Origin of the sequence: Neoroseomonas lacus, assembly GCF_014644535.1 — a bacterium.
GTDB lineage: Bacteria > Pseudomonadota > Alphaproteobacteria > Acetobacterales > Acetobacteraceae > Neoroseomonas > Neoroseomonas lacus.
Genome location: NZ_BMKW01000012.1, coordinates 126,014 through 148,944, shown reverse-complemented (window position 1 = coordinate 148,944; position 22,931 = coordinate 126,014). Strand labels below are relative to the sequence as shown.

General features: G+C 65.0%; 22 protein-coding genes, 1 tRNA gene and 3 pseudogenes. 14 read left to right on the top strand and 12 right to left on the bottom strand.

Features of this window, described 5'->3' with window-relative positions:
• The first annotated feature begins 4 nt into the window (after window positions 1-4).
• The 5 genes from IEY36_RS22790 to IEY36_RS22770 all read left to right on the top strand — a co-directional run bounded on the left by IEY36_RS22790 (window position 5) and on the right by IEY36_RS22770 (window position 4,317).
• Window positions 5-862, top strand: a complete 858-nt coding sequence (locus tag IEY36_RS22790; protein ID WP_188971189.1) for a branched-chain amino acid ABC transporter permease — start codon at window positions 5-7, stop codon at window positions 860-862.
• Window positions 859-1,857 (top strand): branched-chain amino acid ABC transporter permease, encoded by a 999-nt coding sequence (locus IEY36_RS22785; protein WP_188971187.1) that lies wholly within the window; start codon window positions 859-861, stop codon window positions 1,855-1,857. The genes IEY36_RS22790 and IEY36_RS22785 overlap by 4 nt, the downstream gene beginning before the upstream one ends.
• Window positions 1,847-2,596, top strand: coding sequence for an ABC transporter ATP-binding protein (locus IEY36_RS22780; RefSeq protein ID WP_229681508.1), 750 nt, complete (start codon window positions 1,847-1,849; stop codon window positions 2,594-2,596). The genes IEY36_RS22785 and IEY36_RS22780 overlap by 11 nt, the downstream gene beginning before the upstream one ends.
• Window positions 2,593-3,345, top strand: a complete 753-nt coding sequence (locus IEY36_RS22775; RefSeq protein ID WP_188971185.1) for an ABC transporter ATP-binding protein — start codon at window positions 2,593-2,595, stop codon at window positions 3,343-3,345. Before IEY36_RS22780 ends, IEY36_RS22775 begins: the two co-directional genes overlap by 4 nt.
• Window positions 3,346-3,414: 69 nt before the next feature.
• Window positions 3,415-4,317, top strand: coding sequence for an ABC transporter substrate-binding protein (locus tag IEY36_RS22770; protein WP_188971183.1), 903 nt, complete (start codon window positions 3,415-3,417; stop codon window positions 4,315-4,317).
• A 193-nt stretch (window positions 4,318-4,510) separates the two neighbouring features.
• Here the strand turns inward: IEY36_RS22770 and IEY36_RS30775 are convergent.
• Window positions 4,511-4,864, bottom strand: a pseudogene (locus IEY36_RS30775) (integrase core domain-containing protein); the annotation flags it as partial.
• A gap of 595 nt (window positions 4,865-5,459) precedes the next feature.
• Between IEY36_RS30775 and IEY36_RS22760 the strand changes: the two are divergent.
• From IEY36_RS22760 to IEY36_RS22735, 6 genes and pseudogenes are all read left to right on the top strand, one after another.
• A pseudogene (locus IEY36_RS22760) lies at window positions 5,460-6,237 on the top strand (IS5 family transposase).
• Window positions 6,238-6,434: 197 nt separating this feature from the next.
• Window positions 6,435-7,328, top strand: coding sequence for an ABC transporter substrate-binding protein (locus tag IEY36_RS22755; RefSeq protein WP_188971180.1), 894 nt, complete (start codon window positions 6,435-6,437; stop codon window positions 7,326-7,328).
• 20 nt (window positions 7,329-7,348) lie between these two features.
• Window positions 7,349-8,080 (top strand): maleate cis-trans isomerase family protein, encoded by a 732-nt coding sequence (locus IEY36_RS22750; protein ID WP_188971178.1) that lies wholly within the window; start codon window positions 7,349-7,351, stop codon window positions 8,078-8,080.
• 82 nt (window positions 8,081-8,162) lie between these two features.
• Window positions 8,163-9,158: a TRAP transporter substrate-binding protein gene (locus IEY36_RS22745; protein WP_188971176.1), complete on the top strand. Its 996-nt coding sequence runs from the start codon at window positions 8,163-8,165 to the stop codon at window positions 9,156-9,158.
• Window positions 9,155-9,652 (top strand): TRAP transporter small permease, encoded by a 498-nt coding sequence (locus tag IEY36_RS22740; protein ID WP_188971174.1) that lies wholly within the window; start codon window positions 9,155-9,157, stop codon window positions 9,650-9,652. Before IEY36_RS22745 ends, IEY36_RS22740 begins: the two co-directional genes overlap by 4 nt.
• Window positions 9,649-10,929 (top strand): TRAP transporter large permease, encoded by a 1,281-nt coding sequence (locus tag IEY36_RS22735; protein ID WP_188971172.1) that lies wholly within the window; start codon window positions 9,649-9,651, stop codon window positions 10,927-10,929. The genes IEY36_RS22740 and IEY36_RS22735 overlap by 4 nt, the downstream gene beginning before the upstream one ends.
• A gap of 37 nt (window positions 10,930-10,966) precedes the next feature.
• Here IEY36_RS22735 and IEY36_RS22730 read toward each other — a convergent pair whose 3' ends face one another.
• From IEY36_RS22730 to IEY36_RS31435, 8 genes and pseudogenes are all read right to left on the bottom strand, one after another.
• Window positions 10,967-12,031 (bottom strand): ABC transporter ATP-binding protein, encoded by a 1,065-nt coding sequence (locus tag IEY36_RS22730; RefSeq protein WP_188971170.1) that lies wholly within the window; start codon window positions 12,029-12,031, stop codon window positions 10,967-10,969.
• A complete protein-coding gene (locus IEY36_RS22725) occupies window positions 12,028-12,894 on the bottom strand; it encodes a carbohydrate ABC transporter permease (protein WP_188971168.1) in 867 nt (288 codons plus the stop codon). The genes IEY36_RS22730 and IEY36_RS22725 overlap by 4 nt, the downstream gene beginning before the upstream one ends.
• A complete protein-coding gene (locus IEY36_RS22720; RefSeq protein ID WP_229681507.1) occupies window positions 12,891-13,742 on the bottom strand; it encodes a carbohydrate ABC transporter permease in 852 nt (283 codons plus the stop codon). Before IEY36_RS22720 ends, IEY36_RS22725 begins: the two co-directional genes overlap by 4 nt.
• 49 nt (window positions 13,743-13,791) lie before the next feature.
• Entirely contained in the window at window positions 13,792-15,141 is a 1,350-nt protein-coding gene (locus IEY36_RS22715; RefSeq protein ID WP_188971164.1) for an ABC transporter substrate-binding protein, read from the bottom strand.
• Window positions 15,142-16,224: 1,083 nt separating this feature from the next.
• Window positions 16,225-16,377 (bottom strand): hypothetical protein, encoded by a 153-nt coding sequence (locus IEY36_RS30770; protein WP_229681506.1) that lies wholly within the window; start codon window positions 16,375-16,377, stop codon window positions 16,225-16,227.
• Between the two features lie 30 nt (window positions 16,378-16,407).
• Window positions 16,408-16,836 carry a tyrosine-type recombinase/integrase gene (locus tag IEY36_RS30765; RefSeq protein WP_229681505.1) on the bottom strand — a complete coding sequence of 143 codons (429 nt, stop codon included), beginning with the start codon at window positions 16,834-16,836 and terminating at the stop codon, window positions 16,408-16,410.
• A 21-nt stretch (window positions 16,837-16,857) separates the two neighbouring features.
• Window positions 16,858-17,433: a tyrosine-type recombinase/integrase gene (locus IEY36_RS30760; RefSeq protein WP_229681504.1), complete on the bottom strand. Its 576-nt coding sequence runs from the start codon at window positions 17,431-17,433 to the stop codon at window positions 16,858-16,860.
• Between the two features lie 35 nt (window positions 17,434-17,468).
• A pseudogene (locus IEY36_RS31435) lies at window positions 17,469-17,543 on the bottom strand (hypothetical protein); the annotation flags it as partial.
• A 514-nt stretch (window positions 17,544-18,057) separates the two neighbouring features.
• Here IEY36_RS31435 and IEY36_RS22705 point away from each other — a divergent pair.
• Together IEY36_RS22705 and IEY36_RS22700 are read left to right on the top strand one after the other, a co-directional pair.
• A complete protein-coding gene (locus IEY36_RS22705) occupies window positions 18,058-19,224 on the top strand; it encodes a type II toxin-antitoxin system HipA family toxin (protein ID WP_188971162.1) in 1,167 nt (388 codons plus the stop codon).
• The gene (locus tag IEY36_RS22700) at window positions 19,200-20,213 is read left to right on the top strand and encodes a helix-turn-helix transcriptional regulator (protein WP_188971160.1); all 1,014 of its coding nucleotides are present in this window, start codon (window positions 19,200-19,202) and stop codon (window positions 20,211-20,213) included. Before IEY36_RS22705 ends, IEY36_RS22700 begins: the two co-directional genes overlap by 25 nt.
• Window positions 20,214-20,237: 24 nt before the next feature.
• On the opposite strand, the gene IEY36_RS22695 is transcribed toward IEY36_RS22700, so the two are convergent.
• Window positions 20,238-20,519 carry a hypothetical protein gene (locus IEY36_RS22695; RefSeq protein ID WP_188971158.1) on the bottom strand — a complete coding sequence of 94 codons (282 nt, stop codon included), beginning with the start codon at window positions 20,517-20,519 and terminating at the stop codon, window positions 20,238-20,240.
• A gap of 54 nt (window positions 20,520-20,573) precedes the next feature.
• Here IEY36_RS22695 and IEY36_RS22690 point away from each other — a divergent pair, with 54 nt between their 5' ends.
• On the top strand, window positions 20,574-21,395 hold the full coding sequence (locus IEY36_RS22690) for a hypothetical protein (RefSeq protein WP_188971156.1): 822 nt from the start codon (window positions 20,574-20,576) through the stop codon (window positions 21,393-21,395).
• A 355-nt stretch (window positions 21,396-21,750) separates the two neighbouring features.
• On the opposite strand, the gene IEY36_RS22685 is transcribed toward IEY36_RS22690, so the two are convergent.
• Both IEY36_RS22685 and IEY36_RS22680 read right to left on the bottom strand, forming a co-directional pair.
• Window positions 21,751-21,841 (bottom strand) — tRNA-Ser (locus IEY36_RS22685).
• Window positions 21,842-21,905: 64 nt separating this feature from the next.
• Window positions 21,906-22,895 carry a tripartite tricarboxylate transporter substrate-binding protein gene (locus IEY36_RS22680; protein ID WP_188971154.1) on the bottom strand — a complete coding sequence of 330 codons (990 nt, stop codon included), beginning with the start codon at window positions 22,893-22,895 and terminating at the stop codon, window positions 21,906-21,908.
• Between the last annotated feature and the right edge of the window lie 36 nt (window positions 22,896-22,931).

Here is a 22,931-nt window from a genome sequence, read left to right as displayed (position 1 = left end):
TCCGATGATCCTCGCGCAGGTGGTGCTGAACGGCTTCCTGATGGGAGCCGTCTACGCCCTGTTCTCGTCAGGCCTTACGCTGATCTGGGGCATGATGAACGTCGTCAATTTCGCGCATGGCGACTTCGTCATGATCGCGATGTATGTCGCCTTCGTCGTGTTCACGGCGCTGCATCTCGGGCCGGTGTTCTTCGTGCCCGCCGCGGCGATGCTGTTGTTCCTGCTTGGCGTGACGGTCTATTTTGGCCTGGTACGGCATGTCATGCGCGGGCCGATGCTGGCGCAGATCCTGGGCACATTCGGTCTCGCCCTCGTGCTGCGCTACGCAACCCTGTGGATCTTCACGGCAAACTTCGTGTCGCTGCCGGAGAACCTGCTCGGCGATGTGGTGACCTTCGCCGGGCTGCGGCTGGAACCGTCGCGTGTCGCGGCGGGGATCGCGGCGCTGGCGCTCACCATCGGGCTGCATCTGCTGCTCACGCGCACCGCGCTAGGTAGCCGGCTTCTGGCGGTGGCGGAGGACCGCAACGCGGCGATGCTCGTGGGCATCCGGCCTGATCCGATGCAGGCCCTCGCCTGGGGGCTTGGCGCCGCGTGTACCGGTGTTGCCGGCGCGCTGATCGCCTTGTTCTTCTATATCTCGCCGCTGGTCGGGGAATCGCTGGCGCTGATTGCCTTCGTCGTCGTCTGCCTCGGCGGATTCGGCTCCGTTCCGGGCGCGCTGGTGGCTGGGCTGACGATCGGCGTGGTGGAATCCCTCACCTCCTTCTGGATCGGTCCGGCCTTCAAGGACGTCGTGGTCTTCGTCCTGTTCCTGGGCGTGCTCTGGTTCCGGCCGCAGGGACTGTTGGGCAAGGCATGAGTGCGCAGATCGCGGCCCGCGCGTTGACGCGCGGCGTGGGCAACCTGGTCCTGGGCGTGCTGGCGCTGGCGGCCCTGCTGTGCTGGCCGCTGCTGGTCGACAACGTCTTCTATCAGCGTATCGGCGCGCTGGTGATGCTGTCTGCCTTGTCGGCGTCGGCCTGGAACCTGGTGGGTGGCTATGCCGGGCAGATCTCCATCGGCCATGTGCTGTTCTTCGGCTGCGGCGCCTATGCGTCGCTACTCGGCTACACTTGGTTCGAATGGGCGCCGATGGTGGGCGCGCCCGTCGGCATTGCGCTTTCCTTGCTGCTCGCGACCATCGTCGGCACCCCGACGCTGCGGCTCAAGGGGCATTACTTCTCGATGGCGACCATCGCGCTGGCGGAACTCGCGCGGATCATCGTGGTCAACTCGCCGGTGCTTGGTGGTGGTGTCGGCGTCTCCGGGCCAGCCCTGCCGAGATCGATGGCCGACCTCTCCTTCATCAGCCCAGTCCCGTACTACTACATCTTCGGCGGTGTCCTCGCGGTGCTGCTGCTGTTCACCTGGCAGATGAGCCGCAGCCGCATGGGGTACTACCTGCGCGCGATCCGTGGGCAGGAACGGGCGGCGCGCAGCCTCGGCGTACCGGCGCCCCGCTTCAAGCTCTACGCGCTGCTGGTTTCGGCCGGCTTCACCTCACTCGCCGGGTCGCTCTATGCGACCATGGTCGGCTTCGTCGATCCGGACAGCGGCTTTGGCATCCTGCTGTCTGTCAAGATGGTGATCGCCGCGGCACTCGGCGGTGCCGGCACGTTGTTCGGGCCGCTGGTCGGTGCCGCGCTGCTGGTACCACTCGAGGAATTCACCAACGCGATGTTCGGCGGCGGCGGCACCGGCATCACCTATGTCGTCTATGGCGCGATCATCGTCTTCATCAGCCGCTTTGCACCGGGTGGCTTGGCCGAGATCCTGACGCGTCTCCAGGCATGGAGGGCACGTCGTGCAGGCTGACGCACCGCTGCTCGAAGCACGCGATATCGTCGTCACCTTCGGCAGCTTCCGCGCTGTCGATGGCGCCTCGCTCAGCATCGGAAAGGGCGAGATCATTGGCCTGATCGGCCCTAATGGTGCCGGCAAGAGCACCTTCTTCAACTGCCTCGCAGGCGACAGGCAACCGGCATCGGGCAGCATATGGCTGCGTGGTCACGACGTGACGCGGGCAACACCGGAGGAACATGCCCGGTTGGGCCTGGCGCGCAGTTGGCAGGTTCCGGCCGTCTTCGATGACCTCAGCGTGCGCGACAACGTCATGGTCGGCGCCTTCCTGCGCCACAGCCACAGGCGCGACGCGGCGGCGGCGGCGGACCAGGTCATTGAATTCACCGGCCTGGGGCCGATGGCCGAGGCGCGGTCCAGCAGCCTTGGCACACCGGCACGCAAGCGGCTTGAGATTGCCCGGGCACTGGCGACCGAGCCCGAGATCCTGTTGCTCGACGAGGCCCTGGCGGGGCTGACGCCAACCGAGGTGCGCATCGCCATCGAACTGGTGCGGCGCATCCATGCCAAGGGGATCACGCTCGTCATTGTCGAGCACGTGATGGAGGTGATCCTCTCGCTCGCCGATCGGGCGGTCGTGTTTCACCAGGGCAAGGTGATCGCGCAGGGCCTGCCGCGTGACGTGGTGCAGGATCCGGGCGTCATCGAGGCCTATCTCGGCCGCAGCCTCAGGCGCAAGGCAGTGCGGGCATGAGCGGGACTGAAGCGGCGCCGCTACTCAGCGTGCGCAACCTCGAAGTGCGCTATGGCGACTTGGTGGGTGTGGCCGATGTGTCGCTGGAAGTGCGCAAGGGAGAGGTGGTTGCGTTGCTTGGGTCCAACGGAGCCGGCAAGACCACGGTGCTGAATGCCATCATCGGCTTGGTAAGGCCGACGGCGGGGCAAGTGCTGTGGGAAGGCGCGCCGATCGGCGGGCTACCGGCCTTCTCGGTGGTGGGGCGCGGCCTTGCGTTGGCGCCGGAAGGCTGGCGCCTGTTCGTCAACCAGACGGTCGAGCAGAACCTGCGACTCGGCGCCACGCCGCTGCGTGACAGGCATCGCGAGGCGGCTTTGCTTGAGCATGTCTTCGCCTTCCTCCCGAAGCTGAAGGAACGACGGCGACAGGCCGCCGGCACGCTTTCCGGCGGGGAGCGGCAGATGCTGGCGGTCGGCCGTGCTCTGATGAGCGCACCGCGGCTGCTGCTGCTCGATGAGCCCTCGCTGGGCCTCGCGCCGGCCATCGTCGAGATGATGTACGAGAAGCTGCAGTTGCTGCGTGACGAGGGCCTGACCCTTTTGATCGCCGAGCAATCCGTGGAACTGGCCCTGGAGATCGCCGACCGTGGCTATGTCATCCAGACCGGGCGCTCCGTGCTGTCCGGCACCGCGGACGCGCTGGCCAGCAGCCCGGATGTCCAGCGCGCCTATCTCGGCATTGATGGCGACGAGATGCCAACGTCCTAACGATCAGGCGACCGAAGCCGCGCGAAGCGGAGCCTGGCCGATGACCCTGTGCTGCCTTGGAGGACCACCATGCGCCCACTGACCGTCGCCATGGTCTCGCGCAATTATTTCAATTTGCCGCTGTGGATCGCCCGCGGCGCCGGCTTGTTCGCGGCCGAGGGGCTCGATGTGACGCTAGACCACATCGAAGGCATCGAGGAAGTGAATGAGCGGCTGCGCGATGGCCGGGCGCAGTTGGCCTATGGTGTCACTGAGCATGTCATCCTCGATGCGGAGTCAGGAGGGCGCTCCGTGATCATCGGCGGCAATGTCAACAAGCTGCCCTTCTCGCTGATCGCCCGCCCCGGCATCGTCGGCATCGAGGGACTTCGCGGCATGCGGATCGGCGTCTCGTCGTTGCGCGCCGGCAGTTCATCGCTGATCATGAAGCTGCTGGCGGCACGCGGCCTGCACTATCCAGACGACTATGACTTGGTGCCGTGCGGGCCGATCCTCGCGCGGTGGAACCTGCTGCGCAGCGGCGGGATCGATGCCGGCCTGCAGGGCGCTCCGTTGAACAGCATCGCGCTGGAGCAAGGCTTTGTCTCGCTTTGCGAACCGCGCACCGAGGTTCCGCAATTCCAGTTCACCAGCCTTGATGTCCAGAAGGATTGGGCCTTGGCGAACGACGATGTGCTGCTGCGCTTCCTGCGCTGCTTTCTGGTTGCGCATGAACGCTTCTATAGCGATCGCGACGAGGCGAATGCAGTGGCGGTGACGGAGACAGGGATCGAACCCCGGCACGCCAACCTCGCCTGGGAAGAATACACCCGAGAAGCTATCTTCCCCCGCGATGGCGAGGCCAGTGCGGCCGGTGTGCAGGCATTGATCGAGACCAGCGCCCTGATCCGGGAACTGCCCTCACGCGCCGGTACGCATGCGGAGGACTACATCGACCGATCCTGGCTGGCACGGGCCCGGGCCTCGCTATAGAGGCGCCGGATCGCGGCGCGGGCTGCGCGACATCTCCCGGTGCGGGTTTCACGGCGGCAATAGGCCTGGCGGTCGCGCTGGTTGCCGCGGCTGTTGGTTGGGTCGGCAACGCCCAGGGGAGTGCCGGCGCGATCGCCGTGACGTTCACGCTGCCGCGATGCGGAGCACACCAGCCGGGTTCGTCGCTCGTCGTTCAACGCTGGACTGAATATCTGTCACTACGTGCGTGCTTCCATATGTCTGGTCCCGGCATTTCATGGTGCGGATTTGCCGTGAACCTCTGGGGCTCTGCGGCCCATGATCGGCAAATGAACTCGTAGGGCGTGAGGCCCTTCAGGGTCTTGAGGAGGCGGGCGTAGTTGTAGGCATCGAGGAACAGGGCGAGGTGACTGCGGAGGTCGTCGTGGCTGCCGTGGTGGTAGCGCTGGACGATGGCCTCCTTGAGCGTCCTGTTCATCCTCTCGACGTGGCCGTTCGTCCACGGGTGGTAGGGCTTGGTCAGTCGGTGCTCGATGCGGTTCTGGGTACAAGCGAGTTCGAAGGCATGGGTTCGGAAGATCTCGCCGCGCTCCATCGCCTCGCGGATGAGCGGGACGACCTGTCCGGCGTCAGCACCCTTGAGACCATCGACTTCACCGTCGCGCTGAACCTCACCGCTTGCTTCACGCCCGTCCGCAGCCCGGAAAGCAACGGCGTAACTGCCTCGTCGATTGAAGGTAGGCTCCTGAGCCAACGCTAACCAATCACCCTTCTGTTGCATTGGAAGGACCTTCAGCCAGACGAAGGTCGCGCCTGGGCCGCCGCGCAGATCGAGTCTGACGCTCGTGCTCTCGCGCTCCGCAAAGCATCGATCCAAACGGGCCGATGGCAGTCGGAAGGCGCTCGCCGACATCCCGGATGTCGACAGGCTCGAAGCACGACTCGCTGAGGTCGCAGCGCTGGCAGACGCCGAGGTGCAGCGCGTACTGGACCGCTTCCGGGAAGGTCTGAGGCCGCGAGATTGGTAAGCCCAGGCACATTCGCCGGGTCCGATCGCGATTCGCCTTAGAGCCTCACTCTGAATGCGAGCGGAACGGGGGTTGGATGGTCGGGGCGGCCGTGATTCCAACAGGTTGTCGAGACCAAGTTTGAGGAACAGCCTGATGCGGACCCCGACCACCCGCGCCCTTCATAGGCGAGATGGCCTGCCCTTCGGCAGTGAGTGACTGACGCGGAATTGGCCGTGCTGGCACCTTTGCTGCCGCCGCCTTCACGGGTGGGACGGCCACCACATTAGCCGATGCGCGAAGTCCTCAACGCGATCTTCTATGTCCCGTGCGGAGGCATTCCTTGGCGGATGCGGCCGGGCTGCTTTCCACCGCGGCAGACGGTTTATGGCTGGTTCAGTAGGTTCCGCGATCGCGGCGTCTGGGAGAGCGTGAACCACCACCTCGTCATGCTGGACCGCGAACGGGTCGGCCGAGAGACCAGCCCGTTCGCGGCCGTGATCGACAGCCAAAGCACCAAGACCACCAAAGCCGGCGGGCCTCGCGACTATGACGCCGGCAAGAACGTCCAGGGGCGCAAACGTTACGCCATGGTGGACATCGATGGCCGCCCCCTGGTTCTGCGGTGCCACGCCGCGTCAGTGCAGGACAGTGATGGCGCGATCCCTTTGCTCCAGGCCTCCAGAGGCAACTTCCCGTTCGTCGAAAAGGCCTTCGCCGACGCGGGTTACGCCGCCCGTCGCGTCGCCGATGCCTCCTGCATCGCCATCGAGATCGTGCGTAAGCCGAAGGACCAAATCGGCTTCGCCGTGCACCGAGGCGCTGGGTGGTCGAACGCTGCTTCGCCTGGCTCGGCCGTAACCGCCGCCTCGTCGAGGATTTCGAATCGACCATCACTTCCGCGGCGGCATTCCTATACGCCGCCTCCGTGTAACTGCTCACCAGACGATTGGCTCGTTCCACCTGAGTTCAGGGTCAGACTCTTACATTCGATGAGTGTTTAAGTTTGGCCAGGGCGTGGTCCCTCACCATTGGAACGCTGTCTGCTTCGACCGAAATGCATAAGCAATTTGCTCTGGGGGGCTTGCCTTCGTAGGCGGTCAGGTCTGGCATGGTGGCAGGAGGAACTCCATGACCCCCCTCACTCTCGTCGTCGTCTCGCGCAACTATTTCAACATGCCGGCCTGGCTTGGCTTGCATGCAGGATCGTTTGCCTCCGAGGGAATCGCGCTGACCATCGATCACATCGAGGGCATAGAGGAGGTCAATGAGCGCCTGCGCTCAGGCCAAGCACAGCTTGCCTACGGCGTGACGGAACATGTGATCCTCGACGCGGAAGCCGGAGGGCACCAAGCGATCATCGGCGGCAACGTGAACCGGCTACCGTTTTCCCTGATCGCGCGGCCGGGGATCGAAGGCCTCAAGGGGTTGCGCGGCAAGCGGATCGGGGTCTCCTCGCTCCACGCCGGATCATCATCCCTGATCATGCGGCTGCTCGCGGGCGAAGGCCTGAACTGGCCGGGCGACTATGACCTGGTGCCCTGCGGTCCCATCCTTGCGCGGTGGGATCTGCTGCGTAGCGGCGGCATCGACGCCGGCCTGCAGGGTGCGCCGCTCAACCACATAGCGCTCGACCAGGGTTTCGTCTCGCTGTGCGAGCCGCGGCAGAACTTCCAGTTCACCAGCCTTAATGTGGATACCCGCTGGGCAGAAGCACACCGCGATCCCCTTTTGCGGTTCCTGCGAGGTTTCCTTCGGGCGCACGAGCATTTCTGTAGCGATCGCAACTTGGCCCGCGACGTCGCAATGAAGGAAAGCGGCATTGAGCCTCACTACGCCGACCGCGCCTGGGACGAGTACACGCGCGACGATATCTTTCCCCGCGACGGCGAGGCCAGCGAGGCTGGGGTGCAGGCGCTGATCGAGGCGAGCGCCCTGATCCGCAACCTACCAACGCGCGCGCGCACTCACGCTGCCGACTACATCGACCGGCGCTGGCTGGCCGAAGCGCGAGCGTCACTGTGAACGCTTCCAATAGCCGGGGCATGGCAGAGCCCCTCGACTACGGAGACCGCGCCCGCATCGGGCTGATGGTGCCATCCGGCAACCAGGTCTGCGAGGCCGAAATCCACGCCATGCTGCCCACCGGCGTCGCCGCGCTGGTCACGCGCCTCGAATTGCGCGGCAGTTCGGAAGCCGAGTTGCTGCACATGATAGGTTCCCTGGAAGTAGCTGCACGCCTGTTGGCCGATGCGCGGCCGCGCCTGATCGGCTTCCACTGCACAGCCGTATCCACCTTCGCGCCGTCCATGGCGGGCGGCATCGTGCAACGGATACAAGACGCGACCGGCCTCCCGGGCACGACTACCGCCGATGCGATCCTCGGTGCCCTTGCCGCACTGGAGGCGCGCCGTGTGCTGCTGGTAACCCCCTACGTAGCGTCTGTGCATGAGAGAGAGATCGCCTTCCTCGCCGCGCAGGGGATAACCGTGTCCGGTGGCGCGATGATGGGACTGAACACCAATGCCGAGATGGCGGAACTCGCGCCCGAACGGATCGCCGCGCAGGTGCGCGCGGCGGCTGTCGCAATGCCGGGTGCGGATGCCTGCTTCATCTCCTGCACCGCCATCCGTTCCGCCGGGCTGATCGCACCGCTGGAAGCCGAGCTCGACATGCCGGTCATCACCAGCAACCAGGTCATGGCGTGGCACATGCTGCGCAGTTGCGCCATTGCCGATGCGGCAGCCGGGTTCGGGCGGCTCATGGACCCAGCCTGATCACCGGCTTGCCCCACCGCACCACCGCCTTATCATTGGCGCGACCCGCCCGGACCCAACCGGACCTCGAAGGAAACGCCCGATGACGCACCTCAACCGCCGCAGCCTCGGGGCCGCGGCATTCGCCCTTGCGGCCGCTCCGTCCATCCTGCAGGCCCAGGCACGCACCGTGCTGCGCATCGGCTGGACCAGCGGCGACGGTGCGCAGGACCCGTATGCGGTGGGTGCGCACCAGTTCCAGCAGGCGCTGGCGCGCCGCGTCGGCGAACGCGTGGATGTGCAATTCTTCCCGAATCGCGCCCTGGGGGATGAGCGCCCGATGCTGGATGGCATGCGCCTCGGCACCGTAGACATGGGCGTCATCACCAATGCGGTCATCGCGCAGATCGAACCCGCCTTCCAGGTGAACGACATGCCGTTCCTGTTCTCCAGCGAGGAGCAGGCGCATCGCGTGCTGGATGGTCCGGTCGGGCAGTCGCTGAAGACACGGCTGGAAGCGCGCGGCGTCATCCCGCTCGGCTACATGGAAGGCGGCTTCCGCCAGATGATCAACAACGTCCGGCCGATCGTGAAGCCGGAGGATCTTCGCGGCGTGAAGTTCCGCGTGCTGCAAAGCCCGATCTACATCGAGATGTTCCGCAGCCTGGGCGGCAACGCCGTGCCGATGGCCTGGGGCGAGACCTTCACCGCCGTGCAGCAGGGCGCGATCGACGGGCTGGAAATCCCACTCGGGGTCATCGACCAGAACAAGTATTATGAGGTGACGAAGTACCTGTCGCTGACCGGGCACATCTATTCGATGATCGGCCTGCTGATGGCCAAGCGTACCTTCGACCGACTGCCCGCCGACCTGAAGGGCCCGGTCACCGAGGCGGCCGCCGAGGCAACGCGAGCCCAGCGCGCCGCCAATGGCGCGGCGAATGCGGGGCTGCTGGAAAGCCTTCGCCGCAACAACATGCAAATCAACGAAGTGCCGGACAAGACGGCCTTCCGCCGCGGCGTGCTGCCGATGTATGAGAGCTTCCGCGGCCAGATCGGCGCCGACATCGTGCGGGAAGCGCTGGCCGCCGTGCAATGAGGACTCTGGGCCTGCTCGCCCGAGGCGTGGCGACTGCTACGCGCTGGTCCGTCGCCCTTGCCGCGGCGGGCATGCTCGGCTGCATCGTCTACCAGGTGATCACCCGTTACGTGCTGGGCGCCGCATCCTCCTGGAGCGAGGAAGCGGCGGTGCTGCTGTTCTCCTGGAGCGTCCTCGGCGGCCTCGCCCTCGGCGTGCATGACGGCTTCCATGTTCGCCTGACGCTGCTTCCCGACCTCCTGCCCAGCGGCGGGCGCGTCGGCTATGAGCGCCTGGTCGATGCTGCGACCATGGCGCTTGGCCTGTTCCTCGTCTGGTCGGCGTGGCGGTTCCTCGACATCACCTCCGGCTCCGTCTCGGCGGCAATCGGCTACCCGACGGAAATCCTCAATGCCCTCGCCATTGCCTGCGGCGTGCTCATGGCGTTGTTCGGCTTCGAACGCATGCTGCGCCCGGGTGGCGCGGTGCCCGACGACGAAGGCAGCATGGCGTGACCGAAATCACCTGGTTTCTCACCGCAGGCTTCGCCCTGCTGGTGATCCTTGGCGTGCCCTTTGCCATCTCCATCCCGCTGGTCATCTCCGGCGCGCTGATTGCGGCCGACATCGAACCGGCCTTCCTCGCGCAATCCGTCATCAGCGGGTCGCAGCAGTTCAGCCTGCTCGCCATCCCGCTCTTCATGCTGGCCGGAGAGTTGATGTCGGCCGGTGGCCTGTCGCAGCGCCTGGTGGACTTCGCCTCTACACTGGTGCGGCACCTGCGCGGCGGGCTCGCGATGGTCACCGTTCTGGCGGCGCTGGTGTTCTCGGCCATCTCCGGTTCGGCGCCCGCAACGACCGCCGCGATCGGTGCGATCATGATCCCGGCCATGGTCACGGCCGGCTATGACCGTGCCTTCGCGGCCTCCATCGCGGTCAGCGCCGGCGTGTTGGGGCCGCTGATCCCGCCCTCCATTGCCTTCGTCATCTGGGGGATCGTGGCCGAGCAATCCATCGGACGGCTGTTCCTGTCCGGCATCGTGCCCGGCATCGTCCTCGCCTTCGGTCTGCTGGTGATCTGCTGGGGCCATGCCTGGCGGAACGACGTGCCACGCCTGCCGCGCGCCAGCATCAGGGAAGCCGCGACGGCTTTTGCGCGCGGCCGCTGGGCGCTGGCTTCCCCCCTGGTCGTGCTCGGCGGGATCTATGGCGGCATCTTCACCCCGACCGAAGCGGCCGCCGTTTCCTGCGTCTATGCACTGCTGGTCGGGCTGTTCATCGAGAAGCAGTTGCAACTATCCGCGCTGCCGGCCATTTTCTTCCGTGCGATGCGCACCAGCGCGATCGTCTGCGCCATCATCGCGGTTTCGGCGGGCTTCGGCATCCTGGTGGCGCAGGAACAGATCGCGACACGCTTCGCGGCCTGGATGGCAGCCAACATCAGCGAGAAGTGGATGGCGCTCGCCGCGCTGAACATCGCCTTCTTCCTGTTGGCCGCAGTGATGGATGAGATCGCCATCATGGTGATCCTCGGTCCGATGCTGATCGCCATCGCTAATCGCTTCGGCGTGGACCCGATCCATTTCGGCGCGATCATCGTGACCAACGTGTCGATCGGCATGGCCGCACCGCCGATCGGCTACTGCCTGTTCATCGGCATGGCAATCAGCGGGCTGTCACTGACACGCATCAGCCGCGCGATCTGGCCGCAAATCCTGTGGATGCTCGTAGTGCTGTTCCTCACCACCTATGTTCCCAGCTTCGCGCTGATGTTCCAACCGGCAGCGCGGTAGCGCTGAGCACGTTCGGGCCGATGGGCCCGAACGGACGCTATAGGCTGATCGCCTGCCCCGTGGCGGGATCGAAGACGTGCAGATGCGCGGGGTCGGGACGGATCGCGACGACGTCGTCGATCGCCGCGCGATGCGTTGCGCGCACCTCGGCGATGACACGCAGCTTCGGCGCCAGTTCCACCTCGATGAGCCGTTCGCTGCCGATCAGTTCCACGATCCAGACCTTCCCGGGGATCGCACCCGGGCTGCCTGCTTCGACAATGGCCACGTCCTGTGGCCTGACGCCGACAACGAGTTCGGTCGGCGCCCCAGGCGGAATCGGAATCGGCAATGGCGTTCCTGCCACCGTCAACACACCATTCCGCAGTTGGGCCGGAATCAAATTCATCGGCGGCGTGCCGATGAATCCGGCGACGAACAGGTTGGCCGGCTTGCCATAGACGTCTTCCGGCGTACCGATCTGCTGGACCACGCCTTCATTCATCACCACGACAAGGTCTGACATGGTCATCGCTTCAAGCTGGTCGTGCGTGACATAGACCGTGGTGGTACCGAGATCGAGGTGGAAGCGGCGTAACTCGCCACGCATCGCCGCGCGCAGCTTGGCGTCGAGGTTCGAAAGCGGCTCATCCATCAGGAAGATGTCGGGGCGCCGGACCATGGCGCGGCCAAGTGCCACGCGCTGCCGCTGCCCGCCGGACAACTGCTTCGGTTTGCGGCCGAGAAGGTGCAGGATCTCGAGCACCTTGGCGACGGCGCCGACCTTCTCCTGCTTCTCCGCCTTCGGCGTCCGGCGCACTTCCAGTCCGTAGCCGATGTTCCGCGCCACATCCATCGTCGGGTAGAGAGCATAGGACTGGAACACCATGGCGATGTTGCGATCGCCAGGCGGCAGCGTATCGACGCGGCGGTCGCCGAAGCGGATCTCGCCGGCCGTCGCCTTCTCCAACCCCGCGATCAGGCGCAGCAGCGTCGTCTTGCCGCAGCCCGATGGGCCCAGCAGGGTGACGAACTGCCGCGAGGGCACGCGCAAATCAAGCGCCTTCAGGACCGTATTGCTGCCGAAGGACTTCGACAGTCCCTGCATGACGACATCTGTCATCCCTTCACCGCCCCCGCGCCAAAACCCGCCACCAAGTGGCGCTGCATGAAACCGAACAGGATCGCCATAGGCAGCGTCATGAGGACCGACGACGCCATCATCAGCGCCCAGTCCACATGCGTTCCGTCGAAGAAATGCATCACGCCCACCGTCAGCGGCAGGTTCTCCATCGAGTTCATGAACACGCGCCCGAACAGGTAGTCGTTCCACGATACGATGAGAGAGAAGATCGACGCCGCGATGATGCCCGGCAGTGCGACCGGCAGCACGATCTGACGGAATACCTGGAGTCGCGATGCGCCATCGACCAGCGCGGCCTCCTCGATCTCGATCGGTACGCCGCGGAAGAAGGCCCACATCAGCCATAGGCAGAACGGCAGCGTGATGCAGACATAGCCGAGGATCAGCGAGAACAGCGTGTCCGTCAGGTCCAGTGACACCATGGTCAGGAACATTGGGAAGACGAAGATCACGCTCGGCACCATGTAGCCCAGAATGGCGATGTAGGGCACCGACCGTTGCCCCCAGAAGCGGAAGCGCGTGAGCGAATAGGCCGCAAGCGTCGCGATGGTGATGGAGATGAGCGTCGAACCCACCGAGACGATGATGGAGTTGCCGAACCAAGTTAGGAAATAGGCAGAAGGCGCCACACCCGCGCCGGGCGCGCTGGCCACGGAACTGCCGAACAGCAATTCCCGATACGCCTCGAAGGTGACGTTCTCCGGCCAGAGGGTGGGTGGCCAGCGGAAGATCTCCTCCTTCGGCTTCAGGCTGGTGGAGATTGCCCACAGCAAGGGGAAGCAGACCACGAAAGTTATCGCGCCCAGCACCGCATACAGGATCGCCGCTGCCCAGGGTCTCATGCGGATTTGTCCTCCCGGCCAAAGCCGGAAATACGGATGTAAACCACGGATCCCGCCAGCAGCAGCAGCAGCATGATGACGCCGGAAGCAGCGCCGACCCCCATGCGCAGATTAGCGATCGACTGGTCGAAGGCGTAGAGCGCGAGATTGTAGGTCGAGGTGCCCGGCCCGCCGCGCGTCAGGAGGTAGATCTCCTCGAACTTGTTGAAGGTCCAGATAGTGCGGAAGACAATGACCACCGCCAGCACCTCGGCGAGCTGCGGCAGGGTGATGTCGCGAAACCTGCGGAGGGCGCCGGCGCCATCCACCTTGGCGGCGTCGTACAATTCGGTCGGGATGGTCTGCAGCCTGGCCAGCACGACAATCACGACAAAGGGCGTGTACTTCCAGACATTCAGCATGATGGCACTGGCCATCGCCATGTTCGGCGTGGACAGCCAGGCGATCCGCTCGTCGATGATGCCCGCCGACATCAGCAGGTGGTTGACGATGCCAATCTCGGCATTGAATAGCCAGCGCCAGTTCAGCGCGATCACCACCGTCGGCACGATATAGGGAAACAGCAGCAGGCCTCGGAACACGTTCATGCCCTTGAGCGGCTGATGCAGCAGCAAGGCCAGGCCAACGCCAATTAGCGCCTGCAGCACGGTGGACCAGCCGGTCCAGACGAGCGCCTGGGTGAAGCTCTCCCAGAACAGCGGGTCATCCAGCACGAACAGGTAGTTGTCGAAACCGACGAAGGGCTGTTCGTCCGGCCGCAGCGGATTGTAGCGGACGAAGGACAGGCGTACCGCCTCGGCGATCGGCCAGACCAGGAAGACACCGACCGCAACAATGAGGGGGAGCATGAACAGCACCCCCACTTGGCGGTCACTCAGCCGGAGTTTCACGCGATCATTACCCCAGCAGGCGACGGTTTTCGCGGCGGATATCCTCGAACTGGCGATGACCCCACTCGACTGCGGCACGCGGGTTCTCATTGTTCACCAGGATGCGCTGGGCAACCTGCGACCACACGTTGCGCCCATGGCCGATGCCGGCAAGCGGATTGATGCCCTTCTTCAGCTCATGCCCGGAATTGCAGGCGTAGGGGACGAAACCGGTGAAGATCACGTCCACGCTGCGCTTCTTCTGCTGGTACATCGGGTTGTTGAGCAGGTCCGGTGACGTCGCCTGGTCCTTGAAGACCGGACCGACATTGGGGAACAGGCTGTTCGAATAGCGCACCATCCATTCGGTGCTGTTCATCACATGGGCCATCGCCTCCTTCGCCTCGCGGATGAAGGGGTTGTTCTGGCGCGGCATGATGAAGCCGTTGATGTCGGTCCAGGACCAGCGCGCGCCGGTGCGCGGATGGGCCGGATTCAGGTAGTATTCCATCTTGTCGTAGATCGGCTTCGCCTCGTCGAAGGCGCGGCCCATGGTGCGGCCCCAGTAGAAGCTGCTGCCGGTGCGGCCGGTAACGTGCTGGTCCACCACCTGCAGAAAGCTGAACTCCACCGCCGAACGCGGCATCGTGGCATAAAGCTCCTTGATGAACTCATAGGCTTCGATCGTCGCCGGGGTGTTGAAGGTGGTCTCGAAGTTGCGGGCGGGATCCCAGGTCAGGCCACCGGCCTGCCAGATCAGTTGCTGGATATGATAGTCGCCACAAAGATTGCGGCCGAGCGCCATGGTGAAGCCGGCGGTGCCTTGCCGCTTCGCCTGGATCGCCTTGGCGCCATTCAGCAGGTCGGTCCAGGTCCAGTTGGTCGGATCCGAGAGGCCGACTTCCTGGCGCACATCATCCTGCATGATGAAAAGGCAGCCCTGGTGGTGCAGCGGCACCGCGTATTGCGTGCCCTTCCAGGTGCCGAAATCATCGATGGTGAAGCCGTCCACCAGGCGTTCGCGCGCACGGATCGCGGTGTTGACGTCCTGCATCGGCTCCAGCAGGCCCTCGGCTGCGAGCTGATAGGCGATGGGTGATTCCACGCTGATCAGCGCCGGTGGCCGGCGCGCAGCGAGGTCGGTCGCCAGCTTTGTATAGACGCCGTCCCAGGCGATCTGCTCGGACTCAAAGCGCAAACCAGGCGCATTGCGCTGCGCCCATTCGTTCAGACCATTGGTGAACACGCCGATATAGGGGCCGGGTTCGCCCCAGACCCGCGCGACGCGTTCACGCGTCTGGGCGTAGGCGGGTGCCGCGAACGCAGCGGCGGTAAGCCCGGTGGCAAGGGCGGCACGACGGCTTAGACTCATCGTCATCGTCTTGGATTCCTTCCCTTCGCCGGCCTGTCCGCTCGTTGGTTGGACGGCGTCGGTCGGCATTGATTGGAAGCGTATGGGTCTGCGCTAGGTCTGGTCAACTTGCGACGTATGGTCGAGTGCACCGCTCGTGGTGGCGTGTCTGCCGACAACGCCAGAATGCGACTGCACGATCTCGCAACCCGCTTTCGGCGACGGCGTTGGCAGGCCGGCCTTTGCAGCTACGGCCTCGATTGTCGACATAGGTGGCGCTATCGTAGTGCAGCGCACTCCACCGCAATGCTGCCGGCGCTCACGACGGCGCCCCATTGGTTGCCGCGCCTGGGACGTCGGGCGTGATGCGCAAGCACTACCTAAAGGCGCTGTCCGCAAAACTGGTGGAGGCGCTCACCAAGGATCTACCAGGCGTGCATCGTTCGACATCGAGAATGGGATCGCGAACGCGTGCTTGACGTTGTGCTGCCAGTTACACCGGCAGTCGATTCCAGAGGCCTTGCGCAGCTATCGCACGTGAGTACGCGGCTCGCGATGACAGAGATCATCAGTGTCGCTCCCGCTGCCAGGCCCGGCAATTTCCTGGTCGCTCCACCGCAAACTCCGACTGGCCGGACTATAGCAGCAAGGACGTACCCTACATGGCCGCGGGCACGGCCTCGGGCAGACCGCAGACCCGAAGGGCTTGCCCTCGATCTTTCTGTCGAAACCGACGCTGTTGATGGGTGCGAAGACACAGAATGCAACGAGATGATCGCGACCTTCGCTTGGCATCGCGCCGCTGTGGAGCGAATGGTCTGCGGCGCGGTGTGCACAGCGCTGCCCCGCTGAGGCTCCACCGCGGGGCTCGGGCTGGAAGCACCCGGAGCATCGGTCGCGGAACCGAAGCCCAACGATGACGAAGCCTTCCGAAACCCAACGCGTGATCCTCAGCAGGGCGGCACAGCATGGCGCGCTGCTCGCCGCACCACCCAAGCATCTGCCGGCAGCAGCCCGCCAGAGCGTCCTGCGCAGCCTGCTGGCGAATGGCCTGCTGGAGGAGGTCCATAGTCATCGGCCCCACAGAACGCGAACTTTTCCCGGAGGGGGTCAGCCGGCGGCGCCTGGAAGGTGATGCACCTCGACCGGCGAGCGCAGGCTGTAGGCCGCCCAATCCTCCATCAGCCGAACCCGCTTCGTGCACATGTCGCCGCGCCGATAGGCTGCTTCCACCTTATTCCCCACAGTATGGGCGAGCGCCATCGCGACAGCTTCGTGCGGGTGACCCGTCGCCTAACTGGCCCAGTCCCGAAACGTGCTGCGAAAGCCATGCACCGTCACCGCCTCGCCGCCCGCATCGCGCCAACGCGGGGCCTCGCCGTCCTTCAGGCCATCCGTCGCCATCCTCCGCACAAGCTGCGAGAGGGTCATGTCGGACAAGGGACGGCCCTGGCGCCGGCCGGGAAAGACCAGTGCGGTCGGGTCGGGCTTGCTGCCATCATCGGGCAACTGGTCCAACAACGCAGCCAGGGCGGCTTCCGACAGGGGAACGCGGTGCTCTCGGCGCGTCTTCATCCGAGCGGCGGGGACGGTCCACACGCGGGACGAAATGTCCACCTCGCGCCAGATCATCCCTCGCCCCTCCCCTGAGCGGGCGGCCGTCAGGATACAGAAGCGCAACGCCCGCGCGCCGTTCCCTGGCTTCCGGTTGAGCGCCCGCATGAAGGCCGGCATTTCCTTCAGCTACAGCGCGGGGCGATGCTCTACCGGGGCGATCATGCTGCGGCGGGGAAGCAGATGGTCCAGATGGCCACGCCATCGGGTGGGGTTCTCTCCCTGGCGCCAGCCCTGCACCCGCGCATAGTCCAGAATGGCTTCGATCCGCCCACGCAGCCGGCTGGCCGTCTCGGGCTTGGTGGCCCAGATCGGTTGCAGCGTAGCCAGCACGTTGGCCGTCTCGATCACCGCCACCGGCATGGCGCCGATGTGGGGAAAGGCGTGGGTAGTCAGGGTCGCGGTCCACTGTGCCGCGTGCTTGCCGCTGCGCCAGCCGCCTTCATGGGCAGCGACATAGAGCCCGGCCACCCGCTCAAAGGTCCGGGCACCGGCCTCATCCCCGGCCGCCGTGCGGGCCGTTTCGGTGGCTGCGGCGTCGACCTGCGCCTTCCGTTGGTCGAGGGGGTCAATGCCGTCGCCGATCAGCCGGTGCGCCTGCGCGGCCCGTTCCCGCGCGTCCGCAAGGGTGACCGCGCCGAGCCCCGCGCCGAACCGAGGCCCATGTCCCGCCGCCGGCCGGCGATACTGTAGCGGAGCATCCACGTCGCGGACCCGCTGCGCTGCACCACCAGCATCAGCCCCGACCCGTCCACACGGGTGCCGGGTCCGGCCTGCCGCACCACTAACGCCGTCAATGCCTGCTTGCTCGCCATGTCTGCCCCACAGCCTCGGCCCGAGTCGGGAATTTTCCCCACAAATGCCGGTGAGAGAGACACCCACCCCACGATCCCCACCGATTTCCCCACAACATAGGGCCGGTTGGAGCGGGATGCCATCGGACAGAGACGGGCAGCGGGAGACACAAGAATGGCGGATTTCCGACAGCCTTTAGCGAGTCACTGGATGTGGGTGGATGATTGCGAAAGTCGATGAATGGTTATCTGGCGGAGGGAGTGCGCCCAGGTTCGAACCGTCGCCGACCTGTTGCCTGGAAGACTGCCGGCAGGTGCCACGGTTGGGGCCTCAGTGAAGCTCTGGCTCTATTGGGTTAGTGAAATGCTGGCGTCCGTCCGCCCGAGCAAAAGCACGCCTCCTCTATGTGGACTTCCGCGTCATGAATGAAGATATATCTTGCTTTTTGGCTCCAGAAAGCCATATGAAAAACGATAACTTCCCTGGCGGCCGAACTTGGCCGGGCTTGGGCAAGAGATGGAACCGTAATTTAGCATGGCTTTGCGGACCGCCGACATCCTCTATAAGGACCGGCTAGCAGGCGCCCTCACAGAGACGGCCGGCCGTGGGACCCGCTTTACCTACGCCCCGGGCTGGACCGAGGACATCGCCTGTTGCTTCCCGGCGGTTCGGCGGGAACATGAATGGGCACGGGGGCTCCACCCGTTCTTCGAGCATCTCGCACCAGAAGGTTGGCTGCGTGAGCAACAGGCTAGGGTCGCTCATGTCATCGAGGAAGACGACCTCGGTCTTCTCCTGCGATATGGCGCAGACTGCATTGGCGCTGTGAGCCTGCGCCTCCCTGACGAGATAGCCCCAGCTCCTGAGATCACTGAGGCGACGGCGAGCCCCGGCAGGACGGTCTCCGGTATCCAGAAGAAGCTGCTCGTGGTGAAGGACGGGAACGGTTTCCGACCGGCAGCCTCGCAAGGGCTTGCGCCCTACATTGCCAAGTTCAACTCGGAGCGGATCAACACCCTGGTGCGCAACGAGGCTCTGAGCCTCCGCTGGACGGCCGCAGTGCTCGGCGCGAACGAGGTCACGAAGTTCGAACTGGCCCATGTGTCGGTGGTCGAAGAGACAGCTCTTATCGTCAGCCGATTCGACCGGGGGGCACGCGGCGAAAAGCTAAGGCTTGAGGACTGCGCGCAGATCCTTTGCAAACCGCGCGGGCAGGATTACGCGGGCAAGTACGATGCAGCGTATGAGGATATTGCGTCGATCATCAAACGGTACTCGGCGCGCCCGCCAATCGACCTGTTGCGCTTCTACCGCCGCCTGCTTGTCTTCGCGCTCGTCGGGAACTGCGATGCGCACCTGAAGAACTTCTCGCTGCTCGAAACACCCGCAGGACTACGCCTGTCGCCTGCCTATGACGTGTTGAATACCGCGATCTACGATGGCTTCGATCAGACGCTGGCGCTCACTATCGGCGGGCGCAAAGTAAATCTGGATGCGGCCGACGGTCCCCTGCTTCGCCGCTTTGGGCTGGAGATCGGCTTGCCGACGCGGGCGGTCGACCAGACCTTCTCGGATCTCAAGCGGCAGGTGCGCAAGGCCGCGCCGATCATCACTCCGCCCGCGGCGGAAGGCCCGGACGGCTTCGTAACCCGTTTCGCAGAGATCGTGACAAACGCATGTCTGAGAATCCTTGGGGAATAGCGCCGTTGAACTGGCGAGCGCTGGTCGACGAGGCCTTGCGGCGACGAAAGGCCGAGAAGCTTACTCAGCGGGAGCACGCCGCGCTGGCGAGCGTCAGCGTTCCGACTATGGCAACCTTCGAGCGCGGAGAAACGACGCTCACCTTGTCCAAGGCGTTCGACATCTTGCGCGTCGTCGGTCTGGTAGACGAGCAAACCGAGCAGGGAGCGCAGGAAGCATTTGTGCGCGAAGCATTCGAGCGTTGGCGCAGGCTGACGGAAGGGCTGCCGAAAGACTCGCCCGGGCGGTTCCCGCATGGCTGGTATCGCTTCGATTACTGCGTCGAAGGCGATTTGAAAACACTCAGCCTTACAGCCTTCGAGGAAATCCTCGACAAGGCGGTGACGAGGCATACGGGGTGGCCAGTGTTCTGGGTTCCACAGAGGCCCGAGATCGCGCCGCGCGAAGTGGACGGCACGATTGAGTGCTGGCTTGCCCCTGAAGGGCATGAGGGCATTGAACGTGGCTTCAGTGATGCAGCCCACAGCGATTTCTGGCGCGCGGCGCCGAGCGGCCGGCTCTTCCTTATCCGTGGATACCAAGAAGACAGCCAGGAGACGTTCTCGCCAGGCACAATCATGGATACGACGCTGCCCATATGGCGCATGGGCGAGGCACTGCTGCATGCCGAGAAATTCGGCGCGCTCATGCGAGGGAATGACCGCGCACCGCTGACGATCCGCTTCAGAGCGTTATACTCCGGGCTAGGCGGCCGCGTACTGCGCTCTTGGGCAAACCCCTTGGCCGATCTCCTGATCGAGGGGCATGCCGCTCGGAGCGATGAGGCAATGCTTGAGACTGCCATCCCTGCCCAGGGCGTCACTGCTCGTCTGGCTGAGCACCTCTTTCCACTGGTCTCCTCGCTCTACGAACGCTTCGGCGTTGTTGGTCTTTCTGAGAGCCGAGTAAAGGCGGAAGTCGATCGGCTGCTCAACAGTCGTTCTCGCTGAGGCCTACTGCCGAACGGCCGGCCATCACTCGGTACTCTCTGGGCCGACATTAGAGCCCGCCTCATCCAGCGCCGACAAGGCCTGCCGGAGATAGTCCCTGACTGCGTCCAGATCCGGCGAAGGCTCAAAGCGATCACGTTGCGCGAGGCGCAGCACAGCGAGGAAGACGGCATCGGACCCGGCCATCAGGGCGATGAGGTGTTCACCGCGCGGGCCACGCTTTCCGCCGAACCATCCCTTCACAGCGCGTTCGCTGGCGCCCGTCCAGCGCATGATGGTCTTCGCTGAGACGCCGTCCGAGGTCATTTCGCATCGCAGCGCGTCGGCTCCCACAACCTCACGGGCTTCGCGCTGCGCGGCATGAATGGCGAGGCTTCGGTGCTGCTAGAGGGCCCTGCCACTGAGCCGGCCTTCGCTGACATCCGCACGCACATCGAGGCAGCTTACGACGACTCGACTCTCTACGACACAAATCTGAAGGAGGCCTACGCCCGCTGGTATGCTGATTGGCTGGACCGCCTGCGGGCCTTCATCGGCGACGACCAGCCTCGCCCAGCTGGCGGGCGAACGCTTCTGGTGGTAGCGCAGTGCGGGTCCGAGCGCGCGCCTGTGGTCGGCCAGGCACTGTACTTCGAAATTGACAAGCGCATCGAACGGGTGAGCGCCATTGATGCTGAGGTGCACTTGTTGCTCTTCGATCAACTCCCGGCCTCGCCGCGCGCGGCCCTCGCGGCCCGCGGGACAGCTAGGCACGCGTTGCGCGGCAAGGTGCAGGCGATCGATGCTCGGTCGGGTGCAGCCGAAATCAACACCGACTGGTTCGTGGACCGCGGATTCGTGCTCCACCGCGCTCCACGCCCGTTCCGCCCGGCACTTAGTGCTGGGAAGCAGCAGGTCACGGTCGAGATCGAGCGTCCCCTGATCGAGCAGTTCGAGTACGAGTTCGGCCCCCCTGACAAATGGGTCCCGGAACTCGGGCCAGAAGAGCTTAGCGATGACGAGGCGGGCGAGGCCTGGAGCCTGGTGCTGGGTTTGATCCCGGAGCACGAGTCAGAAGCCGTGGTGGCGTCGCGGCAGGACGGCGCAGTGCAGCATCAGAGCTGGTTGCCGTTGCTGGAGTATTCCCCGGACTCGGGATCCTACATCCTGCTGTCGCGCGGGCGCCGTCGGCGTGACGGGTAGGTGTGGCGTGGCGCCTGGGCCGTCGTGCTGTCCTCCTGACCGCGCGCTGGCAACCACGGCCTTGGTGGGTTGATGGGAGTGCCACGCGGGTGATGCTCATCGGAAGCGCTTGGATGTCCCAGCGCGAATGCGAACTCGGCCGCCGGCAACGGGCCTCACGTCGCTGTTTTTCAAGCGCCTTTTCCCGCGTACGAAATCAGCCCGGTCAACAGGTGCGGAGAGAATCGGGCCTCCGGAGACGTGACCGGGGCCGCTCGCGGGCGCAGCCTGTCAACAGGTCGGGCGCCGAACCCGCAGGATAACTGCGCCCCACGGCGCGAGGGCCTCGGGCGGAGACCATATCTAGTAGGGGAAATGGCGGACAGGGTGGGATTCGAACCCACGATACGCTTTTGACGTATACGCACTTTCCAGGCGCGCGCCTTCGACCGCTCGGCCACCTGTCCGGAGGGCGCGGACCATAGTCAGGGAGCGGCCCTAGGGCAACCCATTGGCCGCGCCCTTTTCACATCAATCGGCAAACTGTCCCGCCGCTTGGATCAGCGGCCGCCACTTCGCGATATCAGCCTGCCAGAATGCCCGATGAACCTCCGGCGTCGCCCGCGCAATCGGCACAGGTGCAGTGCCCAGATCGGCGAATCGGCTCGCCACCGCCGGGTCCTGCAGCGCCTTCACCAGCGCCTGGTTCAGCCGCGCCACGATCGCCGCCGGCGTACCACGCGGCGCATAGAGACCGTGCCACACGCTTACCTCGAAGCCCGGCAGACCGCCCTGGGCCGAGGTCGGCAGGTCGGGCAACGCCGCAATGCGCTCAGGCGTCGTCACGGCAAAGGCACGCACCGTGCCGGCGCGGATCTGCTCGGTCGTGTTGGTGGTCTGGTCGCACATCAGGTCGACCGTGCCGGACACAAGGTCATTCATCGCCGGGCCAGTACCGCGGTACGGCACCGTCGTCATCCGCGTGTCGACAGCCTTCATCAGCAGCAACCCGCACAGATGGCTTGCCGCGCCGATGCCGGCATTGGCGTAGTTCAGCCCCTCACCCCGCTGGCGGATCAGCGCAACGAGTTCAGACAGGTTGGTCGCCTCGATGTTGCGCCGGGCGATCAGCGTCATCGGCACCTCGGTCACCATGCCGATCGGCTCGAAGCCGTTCACCGGGTCATAAGCCAACCGACGGTACAGTGTCGGGATCGTCGCCATGCCGATGTGGTGCAGCAGGATGGTATACCCATCCGGACGCGCGCTCGCGACGCGCTGCGCACCGATCGTGCCGCCAGCGCCCCCACTGTTCTCGACCACCACCGGCTGCCCGAGATCCGCGCCCATCGCCTGGGCGATCAGGCGTCCGACCGTGTCAGTCGGTCCGCCGGCCGCGAACGGGATCACCATCGAGATCGGTCGGTTGGGGAAATTCGCCTGCGCTAAAGCCGGCGTGGCGAGGCCCGCGGCAACCGCAGTGATCGCGACGGAAAGCGCGCGGCGGGAAATACTTGTCATGGGCGTCCTCCTGAAGCTGCGGAGGCGACGGGCCCG